Origin of the sequence: Gabonia massiliensis, assembly GCF_001403595.1 — a bacterium.
GTDB lineage: Bacteria > Bacteroidota > Bacteroidia > Bacteroidales > Coprobacteraceae > Coprobacter > Coprobacter secundus.
The window spans coordinates 32,050-43,996 of sequence record NZ_LN877940.1 but is presented as its reverse complement, the minus strand read 5'-3'; the positions used below and the strand labels follow the sequence as shown (position 1 = coordinate 43,996).

General features: G+C 34.6%; 10 protein-coding genes. 1 reads left to right on the top strand and 9 read right to left on the bottom strand.

Going from position 1 to position 11,947, the window contains the following annotated elements; all coding sequences use genetic code 11:
* Positions 1-5: 5 nt before the first annotated feature.
* The 3 genes from BN2628_RS10350 to BN2628_RS10340 are packed head-to-tail and all read right to left on the bottom strand — an operon-like array spanning position 6 to position 2,071.
* Positions 6-662, bottom strand: a complete 657-nt coding sequence (locus BN2628_RS10350; RefSeq protein WP_044230388.1) for a NigD1/NigD2 family lipoprotein — start codon at positions 660-662, stop codon at positions 6-8.
* A 21-nt stretch (positions 663-683) separates the two neighbouring features.
* The gene (locus BN2628_RS10345; RefSeq protein WP_044230390.1) at positions 684-1,355 is read right to left on the bottom strand and encodes an ABC transporter ATP-binding protein; all 672 of its coding nucleotides are present in this window, start codon (positions 1,353-1,355) and stop codon (positions 684-686) included.
* A complete protein-coding gene (locus BN2628_RS10340) occupies positions 1,352-2,071 on the bottom strand; it encodes a tRNA threonylcarbamoyladenosine dehydratase (protein WP_044230391.1) in 720 nt (239 codons plus the stop codon). The genes BN2628_RS10345 and BN2628_RS10340 overlap by 4 nt, the downstream gene beginning before the upstream one ends.
* 669 nt (positions 2,072-2,740) lie before the next feature.
* Here BN2628_RS10340 and BN2628_RS10335 point away from each other — a divergent pair.
* Positions 2,741-3,364 (top strand): alpha/beta hydrolase, encoded by a 624-nt coding sequence (locus BN2628_RS10335; RefSeq protein WP_411267746.1) that lies wholly within the window; start codon positions 2,741-2,743, stop codon positions 3,362-3,364.
* A 9-nt stretch (positions 3,365-3,373) separates the two neighbouring features.
* Here BN2628_RS10335 and BN2628_RS10330 read toward each other — a convergent pair whose 3' ends face one another.
* The 6 genes from BN2628_RS10330 to BN2628_RS10300 all read right to left on the bottom strand — a co-directional run bounded on the left by BN2628_RS10330 (position 3,374) and on the right by BN2628_RS10300 (position 11,946).
* Positions 3,374-3,994, bottom strand: coding sequence for a hypothetical protein (locus BN2628_RS10330; RefSeq protein ID WP_055097181.1), 621 nt, complete (start codon positions 3,992-3,994; stop codon positions 3,374-3,376).
* Between the two features lie 193 nt (positions 3,995-4,187).
* Entirely contained in the window at positions 4,188-5,663 is a 1,476-nt protein-coding gene (gene gltA / locus BN2628_RS10320) for an NADPH-dependent glutamate synthase (protein ID WP_044230394.1), read from the bottom strand.
* A 15-nt stretch (positions 5,664-5,678) separates the two neighbouring features.
* A complete protein-coding gene (locus tag BN2628_RS10315; protein WP_044230395.1) occupies positions 5,679-6,470 on the bottom strand; it encodes a sulfide/dihydroorotate dehydrogenase-like FAD/NAD-binding protein in 792 nt (263 codons plus the stop codon).
* Between the two features lie 106 nt (positions 6,471-6,576).
* Positions 6,577-7,464 (bottom strand): outer membrane beta-barrel protein, encoded by an 888-nt coding sequence (locus BN2628_RS10310; protein ID WP_044230396.1) that lies wholly within the window; start codon positions 7,462-7,464, stop codon positions 6,577-6,579.
* Positions 7,461-10,796, bottom strand: coding sequence for a cadherin-like beta sandwich domain-containing protein (locus tag BN2628_RS10305; RefSeq protein ID WP_257606464.1), 3,336 nt, complete (start codon positions 10,794-10,796; stop codon positions 7,461-7,463). Before BN2628_RS10305 ends, BN2628_RS10310 begins: the two co-directional genes overlap by 4 nt.
* A 109-nt stretch (positions 10,797-10,905) precedes the next feature.
* Complete coding sequence (locus BN2628_RS10300; protein ID WP_044230398.1) at positions 10,906-11,946, bottom strand: helix-turn-helix transcriptional regulator; 1,041 nt, start codon at positions 11,944-11,946, stop codon at positions 10,906-10,908.
* Position 11,947: the final 1 nt, after the last annotated feature.

Sequence of the window (11,947 nt, the reverse complement as noted above, 5' to 3'; positions counted from 1 at the left end):
CTATATTATTTTAAATTCAAAGTAAAATTTTTTTCTTTTATATTATAGCAATTAACATATATTTTGATTGTTGTGAGATTTTGTCTTATAAGTAGTGGAGAAATTCTGAATGAAGCATACCCTGCGGTAAGAAAACCTGCAGGATCATTATTTTTGTCATGTCTTAGCTGTAAGCGTAGAGTATCATCAGGTAGTTGCTTCTCTGGTATATAAATCATCTCAAGGCTGTGAGGTATATTATTAAATTCTATTTTATATCTTAAATTAATACATTCTCCGCCATACCAAATAGAGTTTAAGTAAATGGAATCATCTTTTATTGTTGGAGCATCTTCTGCTGAAATGTTTAGTATTCCTTTATAGAGAACCTGTCCGATTGACCGGACTTTTATTATATATTCTTTGTCTGTAATTCTTTTTTCTTTTATTACATAATTCAACATTACACGTTGCATGTTTTTTATACCTTCGGGGGTGATTGTATTATCGGGAATCAGGTAAGAGCCATTGTCTAATTGAAAATAAACAGAATTATTATTGATAAGGCACGTTACCATATCAAGGCGGAATTCTTCATAATCAAATGTTTCGTCATTTTTACAAGATAAAAAAATCCCTGAGAACAGGCATAAAATGGCAATATGTTTTATCTGTAAATTCATATTATTTTAGGTTGGCTCAAGTTATAAAAGATTTTCTTCGGGCAAAATGATTAATCCGTCCTTCATTTGAATAATACGATCAGCCATTTTTGCCAGATTTTCATCGTGAGTTACAATTACGAAGGTTTGGTTAAACTCTTTTCTCAGGTCAAAAAATAATTTATGAAGCTCGATTTTATTTTGAGAGTCAAGGCTTCCTGATGGTTCATCAGCTAGAATAACGTCTGGATGATTGACTAATGCTCGAGCTACTGCGACTCGTTGTTTCTCTCCACCGGACAATTGTGCAGGTTTATGATTTATTCGGTTCGAGAGATTTAAGAACTCTAATATTTCTTTTGCCCTTTTTTCACTCTCAGATATTCGTTTTTTTTGTATCAAAGCGGGAATCATAACGTTTTCAAGGGCTGAAAATTCAGGGAGAAGCTGATGAAATTGAAAAACGAAGCCGATATGATGGTTACGGAAAGCCGCTAGTTCTTTTTCTTTTAGTTGACTTATTTCAATATTGTCAATGGTTACACTTCCTGCATCTGCTTTTTCCAAAGTTCCTACGATTTGTAATAGGGTTGTTTTACCGGCACCACTAGGCCCTACAACCGCAACGATTTCACCTCTATTGATATGAGCGTTAATTCCTTTTAGAACATGTAATGGACCATAATTTTTTTCTATGTTTTTTATTTGTATCATTCTCCAATTAATTTTCTGATAGTGTAAGATGCTAAATAACAACCAAAAATTGCGGGTAAATAAGAGATAGTTCCGACAGTTGATTTTTTGTTCCTTTCTTCATCTGTACGTATAATCGATTTTCTTTCGGTTTGTTCTGTAGAGAAAACTACTTTCAGCCCCTTTTTTATGCCAAGGGTTTGTAATCTTTTTCGGACAGCTTTTGCTAATCCACAATGATAAGTTTCTGAAATATCGGCAAATGTAATTTTAGATGGGTCAATACGTCCTCCAGCTCCCATTGATGATATAATTTTAGTCTTATTTTTTAAACAAGCAGTAATCAGAGCAATTTTGGGCGATAGTGTATCGATTGCATCTACTACAAAATCATATCTGTTATTTTTTATTATCTTGTCAATTTCTTCTTTTTCTATAAATTGGTATTGAGCATCAAGAATCAATTCAGGATTAATATCTTGTAATCGCTGTGCTAAAATATTGACCTTGGGTTGATTGAGTGTACTATGGAGTGCTATTAATTGTCGATTGATATTAGTTTTATTTATTGTATCTCCATCGATAATGGTAATATTTCCTATTCCGGCTCTACACAGCATTTCGGCAGCATAAGCCCCTACACCACCTATGCCTACGACAAGTACCTTTGACTGTTGTAAGAGAGAGAATTTATCAAAGCCGATTAATTGTTGAGTCCGAGAAAACCAATCTTCCATTTTTAAATTGTTTTATAATTACGAAGATACGGGTTTTCTTGAAAAAAGAGTATAAGGAATAAAATAATTAAGTGTTGTAAGTATTTGAAATCTTATTGGAAGATGGATTCTCGTTTAATGAGAGTAGGTAATTTATTGTTTTTAGTAGCATTAATTAATTTGTTTTCTATAAGTAATATTATACAAAAAAGGCAATAATTAGTATTGATAAATTGTGAAAAGGATAGAAAAAATATTTTTATTAGGAAAGAGATTGGAGGTATACAGAAGGTCTTTTTAGTATTTCGATAAAAGTTTTTTAGAAAAAGATAGAATTATGTACAATGACAGAAGATAAAAAGAGTCTCAAGTAGAATTTAGAGGCCATTTAAATCTATTAATAATAATGAGGGTACCTATTTGTCTGATGGTAATGATGGTAAAGATTATCTATTGAAGACGAGTAAATAGAAATTATTTACCTGTGTTTTCGGTATATTTATGTTTAGAGATAAAAGATGAAATGAAGGAATGAAAATTAATAAAAGTTTATTGTATGTATTTAAATTGGTTGTTGTATGAGAAATTAAAATATTAGTTTTAATTTTGTTAATAATAAATTAAGATAGATGAAATTATATTGGATATGATAAAGAGCATTCATTTTATATTTCTATTTAGTATTTTGAGTTGTTTTGTAACAGCTCAAAATATAACGTATCATACAATAAAAGATATTCCGTATCGTATCNATTAGGTGTAGTTTCAGTAAATTACCGCTTGTTGCCAAAGGGGACTTTGGCAGATTGTATTGATGATGCGGCAGCAGCAACAGCGTGGGTTTTTCAAAATATTGCAAATTATGGAGGTGACCCTCAAAAAATTTTTGTGTCGGGCCATTCTGCAGGAGGGTATTTAACTAATATGATAGGACTGGATAAAAAGTGGTTAAGAAAATATAATATTGATGCAGATTCTATTGCTGCATTAATCCCGTTTAGTGGACATGCCATTAGCCATTTTGCATATCGACAATCGAAAGGGATGAAAGATACCCAGCCCAGTATTGATGAGTTTGCTCCTCTATATTATGTGCGACCAGATGCTCCTCCATTGATTATTGTATCAGGCGACCGAGAGTTGGAAATGTTGGGGCGTTATGAGGAAAATGCATATTTTTGGCGTATGATGAAAGTCGTAGGGCATAAACAGGTATATATATATGAATTGGGAGGGCATGATCATGGAGCTATGGTTAAACCTGCTTTTCACATATTAAAGAATCATGTAAAACGAATTTTAGATAAAAAGTAGAAACTTATTTTAATTAATAATGAAACTCTCTTTCTCCTTTGAGTTGAGGTTAAGTAAAGGAGGTTCTTTGTAAATAAAGTTTGTAGTGCAGGGTATACCCTTATCGAGACCTATTGTGAATTTGTACGAGTTATTATTTTCGGTCAACATATATACGGTATTATATTCTTTATCGTCGGAGGGAATATAAAACATTCCCCAACTCTCTTGTTCGTTTTGAACTTCGTTCGTTAGTGGCATCCATCCCGATATTTTAGGAGAATATTCTATTTCGAACGGGTAGTGTAGATAGTTGATTAAGATTAGATAGTTTGCAAATTCTATATCGTATGGAAAGGTAATGATAAAAGTGTTGTGTTTTATTGGAGTTATTTTTAATATGGCTTGGTAGAAATCATGATTGTACATGTTACAGAATTGTATAGTAACATTGGTGATTTCTTTTTGAGAAATATTTGCAATATATATAAATTTTTTATTGTCGACAAAAGAATCTGGCATGAATTCTTTATTCGGGCGATGAGGATCTTTATATTCCGGTATTTTTTCGTCTGGTTTTTTCTTTGAAATTTTATATGCGAAATAAAGGAGAACAATAAATAGAGTACCATATATCCATTGATTTATCATCTTATCGGATTTTAAATGTTAATAATATATGGCAAATATATTTATTTTTGGATATTTTTTAGCAATAATTAGATTTTTAATGTTTGGAGGAAGATGTAATCGGGATATTATTATGAAAACAAAAATATTATATAAATGCGAAAAAGCCGATACAATTCTATATATCGGCTTTTTTTGTAATAATAATTTTGTTTTATGCTTTTTCTGATAAAGCTTGGTGCATGGATGCTGCAGCTCTTCGTCCATCTCCCATAGCAAGAATAACTGTAGCGCCTCCGCGTACGATATCACCGCCTGCATACAGGTCGGGAATGTCCGAACGCATAGTTTCCTGATTTACTATTATGGTTCCCCATTTACTTACTTGTAATCCCTTAATTGAATTTGGGATTAAAGGGTTAGGAGATACTCCTACACTTACTACCACTTCATCTACGTTTATTAGTTCTGTCTTTCCAGGGATAGCTATAGGACTTCTTCGCCCTGATGCATCAGGCTCTCCTAATTCCATCTTTTGAAGTAACATTTGCTTTACTTTCCCTTTTTCATCTCCGATATACTTGATAGGATTGTATAAAGTAAGAAATTCAACACCCTCTTCTTTAGCGTGTTTTATTTCTTCTATCCGGGCAGGCATTTCTTCTTCGGATCGGCGGTATACAATCATGGCGCGTTCTGCTCCTAAACGGCGGGCTGTGCGGACAGAGTCCATTGCAGTGTTTCCTCCACCGATAATGGCAACATGTTTGCCTTTAATTACTGGAGTATCGGATTCAGGATTGGCAGCGTCCATTAGATTTACCCGAGTAAGGTATTCATTGCTGGACATAATACCTATGAGATTTTCTCCGGGAATACCCATGAAACGAGGTAGGCCAGCCCCACTGGCAACGAAAATACCTTTGTAGCCCATTTCATGTAAATCGTCATAAGACAATGTTCTTCCAATAATACAGTCTGTTATGAACTCAACGCCCATTTTTCGCAAATTGTCTATTTCTACATCGACGATAGCGTTAGGCAGTCTGAATTCTGGAATACCGTATTTTAGCACACCTCCAATTTCATGCAACGCTTCAAATACGGTTACATTATAACCATATTTTGCCATGTCCCCCGCAAAAGCAAGTCCTGCAGGGCCAGAACCGACAACAGCAATTTTTATTCCGTTGTAGGTTTTTATTTCAGGAACAGATATTTGCCCGCTTTCTCGTTCGTAGTCTGCTGCAAATCGCTCAAGATATCCGATTGCAACAGCATCTTTTCCCATTTTTTGAGTGTAAAAGCATTTTGATTCACATTGTTTCTCTTGAGGACATACTCTTCCGCATACAGCAGGTAATGCACTGGTTTCTTTCAGGGTTTTGGCTGCTTCTAAAATTTCACCCCGTTCGATATTCTTTATAAATTGGGGAATGTTGATTTGTACAGGACATCCTGTCATGCATAATGGAGTGGGGCAATCGAGACAACGCGAAGCCTCTGTCATAGCTTGCTCTTTGGTAAGTCCTTGGTTTACTTCTTCTTTATTAGTTATGCGATATGCCGGAGCAAGTTCATTCATGTGTACTCTTTTTATTTGAGTACGTTCTTTATTACTTTTACTTTTTCGCAATTCTTCGCGCCAGGATTGTGCGCGTTCTGATGCTAAATATTCTTTATTGTCCATGCTTGTTTTCAGATTTTATTCCATATCTTTATATGAAGAGAGGCGCATCATCATTTCATCAAAATCAACTTGATGGGCGTCGAATTCGGGTCCGTCTACGCATACAAATTTTGTCTTTCCTCCTACAGTAATACGGCAAGCTCCGCACATGCCTGTACCATCTACCATTATTGTGTTTAGGGATGCGACCGTTGGTATGTCATATTTTTTTGTCAACAGCGATACAAATTTCATCATAATTGCTGGTCCTATTGTTACGCAAAGATCGACTTTTTCCCGTTTTATGACATCTTCAACGCCTTGAGTAACCAGGCCTTTTTGTCCATAAGAACCATCGTCGGTCATAACAATTACCTCATCAGAATTTGTTTTCATCTGTTCTTCCAGTATGATTAGCTCCTTAGTTCTTGCTGCCAGCACTGTTATTACTCGGTTTCCAGCCTTTTTAAAAGCTTCAACGATAGGGAGCAAAGGTGCGACGCCAACTCCACCGCCACAGCAAACGACTGTTCCCACTTTTTCTATATGGGTTGCTTGTCCAAGAGGACCTACTACATCTGTAATATAATCACCTTCATTTAAGGCACATAGTTTGGATGAGGATTTACCGACTGCTTGTACGACTAAGGTGATAGTCCCTTTGTCTTTATCGGCAGAAGCAATTGTTAGGGGTATACGTTCTCCTTTCGCTCCTGCACGGACGATAACAAAGTGTCCGGCCTTTCGGGATCGTGCTATTAATGGAGCTTCTACAACTAGCTTGACTACTTTTTCTGAAAAGTATTCTTTTTCGATTATTTTATTCATATTGAATATATATTGTTCTCTTTTTTGTGTGTTTGTGCCAATTTGAAATTAAGTTACAAAGTTATGCCAAAATATTGTAAATTACAATTTTACTTATTTGTCTTTGTTATCTTTTCTTATTGTTTAGGTTGAATGCCAATCTTATTTTAAGACCTACCGTGATTGGCAAAATACGAGATGATACTATTGCTTTTGTTTCGTTTTCGGTATTCATGTATGTATCCCATATTCCGTTTTGAATATTATTTCCGTCTTGTTGATATAAAAGTAATTTTTTTTTGTCATGAGGATATAAGTTGTTAAATCCATATCCGGCATATATTCCTGTATAAAGGTTGATACCAGGTGATAGACGGTAACAGACCCCAGTTTCGACAAAAGCCATCAGGTTAAGATTCATATCGATAGAAGTCGTATATTTATAATCATTTAAAGAGTAAAAACCATGTTCCGGTAAATTGGTGTAGTATATGTCTTCATATGCAAAATATCCGGATGTATTTAATTCTTTGGCAAATGTTGTACGACGAGTTTTTATCGGAAATCCAATTTTAGCTCCTATATTGAAATAGAATCCTTGAGCTTTATTATTTCGGTATTGTAAAAAGATAGGAATATTGAGATAGGTGGCTTCCTGAGTTTCTCTAAGTTGTTTGTAATTTACAGAAAAATCAAATTCGTTGTTGACATTATTGCCTCCAGGAATCGAGTTGGATATTGTTTTATATGAGTCCGAATAATCACCTAATTTGATTGCACCTTTGTACTGTGACAATTCTAGTCCTAAACCGTATCCCCAATTCTTATTGAAAAGAGTTGTGTAAGAGATACCCACATCCCAACCAGCATAGGGCTTTATTGTGCCGACAGAAGATTTATAATGAAGGGTAGATAAACCACCTGTTCCCCATATTGATATTTCCCCTATTGGTCTTTCACTATATATAGGTAAAAAAGTGAGGAAAAGTAATATGATGATAATATATTTTTTCATGGGGTACAAATGATTTTAGTCTCATGTATTTTGTTGGAGGGGGTTATGACTCGAACAATATAGTTACCTGCATTCCATGAGAATGGGAGATTTGTGTCGGATATAGTTGGAATAAAATCTTTTATAATGATACCTAATGTATTAATAATAGAAATACGACATTGGGATAGGTCTTCTTCTTGATCGATATGAATTTTTAAAATATCTCCTTGTTTAATAAGGGTTGGGGTAATAGTTACGTTTGAAGTTATGGGCAATATATTGGATTCACAACTTCTAAGTGTTATTCCTTCGGTTGTAACAACTTCAATATGATAGGCATTTTCTAATTTATTGGGAATTATAGAAATGTATGGTTGTGTTTTACCTGGCATAATGTCGTTATTACAAAACCATTGGTAACTGATAAAGTTGAGACCTCCATTGTTGTTAGGATTTGTAACCAACGAAAGTATATTATCCCATCGTTGCATTATAGAATATTCTGACAATTTTAAAAGGTTAAGTGTATAACTTTTTGTATGGCTTTTGTCTTCAGATGTGATTTTTATGGATATAGGATATTTCCCACTATTTTTACCGAATGTGAAATGATAATTTGTACCTACTTCACCGTTGATTTCGGATGTCGCTCCTGGAGAAGTTTTTATACTTATTACTACATTTTCGGTATGGCAGGGAAGCCCGTGAGACCATTCTGTCTTGGATAAATCTTCTGGAGACCAAGATTCTTCTACGTAACTGACTTCGAGGGATGAAATATCGGCATCCCAGTTTTTTTCACTTAGACGGAAAGATATTTCAGGACTTTCTTTAATGATTGTCTGGTTTTCATAAAGGGCTTCTATTTTGTAGCTATATTCTCCGGGTTGAAGCCCTGAGTCTGTAAAAGAAAGTGAATGTATAGGATTAGTATTAACTAATTGCCCGTTACGATATACGTTCCATGTTGTTGGGGGGATACCTACAGGAATAGAGGAATATATTGTCAAGTTTTCGGATTGTTTTTTCAATGCTATTTTTTCTGTAATTATAGTTTTAATTGCTTCTGAAGAGTTTTTTCCCTGATAATTGGAGGCGGTAGGAGTTTGGAAATTATTTTCAGGAACTAAAGATGATGAGATATTGGCTGCTACCAGAAAGTTAAAGTCGCTTTTAGGATCATTATCATAAATTGCGGTCCAGTTTTCTCCGTCTAAAGAAAGTAGGTTGCCTTTTCCATTTACAGCTGGGCCATTGTCGCAACAAGCTGGACCATGTTCGCTTAAATATGATTCAGCTTTAATGGCAATGATCAGTTGCCCATTGTCTTTGTCTATAATAAAAGGGGTATTTAATATGATTTCATTTATGGTGTTTAATTGAAAACTTTCGATTTTTTGAGTATAACTATTTATTCCTTGTTTTATCAATAGAGAATATTTTGCTCCTTGTGCAGGGAAGAAAGAAATAGAATGTATTACAAAGTTGTCAATAGAATTTATCTCTTTTTCGTCCCAACATTGTCCGAAATAAAAAGGCTTATATTCTACTGTCCTGCAAAAGACGGTCGGTTTCATCGTTCCCCAGAATATTTGTTGTTCACTTAAAGGATTCTCCCAAGATAATGAAAGTTCTTTATTTCCGCTTCGTACTATTTTTGGGGGAGTTGGTATTGGATAATTATATACAGAGACGGCTACTGGAGCTGAGGCTTCTGATGATTTTCCATCAGAATATACTCCGATTATTGAATATAAGTATTTGCCTATAGGTAATTTCTTTTCCGAGAAAAAAAGATTTGTAGTACTTCCTATGGGATAACCGTTACGGAGAATAATGTATTTTACTGGTATCTCTTCGCTTTCGGGTTTACTCCATTGTAAAGATATGGTTTCTTTTATTGCATCCCATGATGCACTCAATCCCGTGGGTATAGGTTTAGGCTCTGTTGCATATCTGCCTTGGAGTTGGGAGACTCCTGTTTTATTGGGATCGAGCCATATGTCTAGCCGCTCATTGTCTTCTTTTCCGCACATATCCCAAAAATAATGAAGTTTACCGAATAAATTCCTTCCATTGGGGTTTGTACATGAGGATGTACCACCGGTTAATGTCCCTACAATTAACCCGTTTTGATTGAATAGAGGAGAACCTGAAGAACCTTTTTCTGTAACTCCATGCCCATTAACTGTTTCACTGAATTGCACATTCCAATGTCCGTTTTCTAAAGCAACATTCTCTTTTGTTCTCCATGTGTCTGAGTTTGCTGGATTCGTGAAAGTAGATATTTTTTTTACATCGCCTTGTGGATGGTGTATGCATACACCTGATTGTGCTGGGGTGGGGGAACGGTCCCAACCATTATAATAGATATTTAAGCTGTCAGGAATGTCTTTACTCAGTTCGAGTAGGGCTTCATCTACTCCTCCTGATAATATAGATGCCGCAAGTAGTCGACAACCAGTTATAGTTTTGGGTTTGGTTTGGTGTTTTTCTCCACATCGTATTCTTTCATAATTAAAATAAAATAAAAATTGCTCTAATTCTTCATTTGTTGCTGTTTCTTTTGATGCTACAAGACAATGATGTGCTGTCAGTATATATGGGTATAATTTTCCAGATGTATTATTTATTACAGAGCCAGTGCATAAGTATGAACCAGTTCCTATTTTCATGATCATTTTACATACCCCTTTTTTTTCATCTTGCCACTCCTGACCTTCTTCACAATTAATGTCAACCATGCAACTTCCTGAAATATTTTCAGTGTTATCATTGTCTTCTCTTATTTCAAGATGATTATATCCATAACCGATTTCTTCGATCTCAATGCAGGGTTTATCGGAAGATGATTGTTCATCGGAGGCAACGTATTCGAGGATGACTTCTTCACCTGCAACGAACTCTGTTACGAATTTTCCGCCTTTAGGATTGGTGTAATGATCAAATGCTCCAAGTATTTGGGTATGTTGAGCATTGTATATATATAATTTCCCGCCTTCAGGTATGTAAAATTTATTATAATATAGAGCTATTGCGAGAGCATTATTTGCAGAAATATGTATTTGCCAAATTTTTTCTCCTCCAGGTAATGTTTTCCAAATTCCATTGTTGGAGATAGATAGACCTGCAGGTAATAATATGGCTATACGAGGTGGATTACCATCTTGTTCGTTTAATAAATCGTCAGATAAAAGGTCATCGATACTAAAAGGCACATAAATATCATGAATATCGGAAATAGAACTGCGCGTTTGTGGATATTTAAAGCTTGGAGGTATACCTCCAATTCCCAATTGGGCATGGATTCTGGTAATTAGGCACAATAATAATATGAATATTGTTCCCAAACGAAATATATAAGAACGATATACCATGCGAAATAATGACTCTATTTTTCCGGCTGCAATAATACAATTTTTTTTGTTAAAGATGAATCAAATGTCCGTTAATAACCATTTATATATTTATTCCTTCTTTAAATTGAAATGAAGGATTTTGTGTGTGGATTACAGAGTTAATATGTTGGCGTAGATTTATATCTTTAGGTAAATTCATTTTAGTTCGTATATTGCTTCGTATAGTAGTAACAGTGGATAAGGTAATGTTTAATGCTGCACTAATTTGGGAAACCGTCATTCCGCGAATAATGAAAAGGCAAACTTCAAGTTCTCCACAAGTCAGGTTCGGATAGCGAGAAAGAAGGATGGGTGAATATATTTGCTCATCTCTGACTAATTGACGGGCTTGTGAAGCAATACGCTGAGAAATATTTTTATTTATTAATTTTAGTACTGATAATGTTTTATCTGTGGAGATATGCTTGTTTTTGAGGCTTTCTATGAGCACATTCCAGTCTTGATGGCCGAGGTGGGCAAAATCTATGATTTCATTTTTTTCATCTTGAAGCGATATGTCCTTATCTTCTATCAAATAGAGTGTATTATATATTTTATTTCCAAGAATTGCTAATCCTAAAAAGGCTAATATTACAATATAAGTATATTGGGATAGATGGATATTTTGTGTAATGATTGTGCTCACAATATAAGTTACAACTGACAATATAGAAATGTAGAATGTGGAAAAACGTAGATATGCTAGTACTGCGCCGGAGGTTAAAATCATCATAATGGTTAGACGAGTAAGTATGAATGAAGATGATTGTTGTAAGTTCACGGTAGCTTCGTAAATCATCTCAGCTGCAACTTCTGTAGACATAATTAATAAGAAGGCATTTATAGCTTTCCTATACGAAACTTTTTTTGTAAAAGAAAGGATATGTAAAAGTGCTATAGCAATGAGTTGTAGAATATTACCGTAAGTGTAAAATTCGGAGTTGATTCCGGTATCGAAAATAAGTGCAATCATTACTCCTGCCGTGTAACAAACACTCATATAAAAGAAAGCAAGTTTGGCTTGTTTATTGAGAAATAGATATCTTTTATCGTTTTTTTTATATTCAGAGTTATTATTGTCAGAAATATTAGTGATATTCATA

Bases quoted from the DNA above. Each gene is read 5' to 3' on its own strand.
- BN2628_RS10310 (WP_044230396.1), bottom strand. From the start codon at position 7,464: ATGAAAAAATATATTATCATCATATTACTTTTCCTCACTTTTTTACCT.
- BN2628_RS10315 (WP_044230395.1), bottom strand. From the start codon at position 6,470: ATGAATAAAATAATCGAAAAAGAATACTTTTCAGAAAAAGTAGTCAAG.
- BN2628_RS10345 (WP_044230390.1), bottom strand. From the start codon at position 1,355: ATGATACAAATAAAAAACATAGAAAAAAATTATGGTCCATTACATGTT.
- BN2628_RS10350 (WP_044230388.1), bottom strand. From the start codon at position 662: ATGAATTTACAGATAAAACATATTGCCATTTTATGCCTGTTCTCAGGG.
- BN2628_RS10300 (WP_044230398.1), bottom strand. From the start codon at position 11,946: ATGAATATCACTAATATTTCTGACAATAATAACTCTGAATATAAAAAA.
- gltA (WP_044230394.1), bottom strand. From the start codon at position 5,663: ATGGACAATAAAGAATATTTAGCATCAGAACGCGCACAATCCTGGCGC.
- BN2628_RS10330 (WP_055097181.1), bottom strand. From the start codon at position 3,994: ATGATAAATCAATGGATATATGGTACTCTATTTATTGTTCTCCTTTAT.
- BN2628_RS10340 (WP_044230391.1), bottom strand. From the start codon at position 2,071: ATGGAAGATTGGTTTTCTCGGACTCAACAATTAATCGGCTTTGATAAA.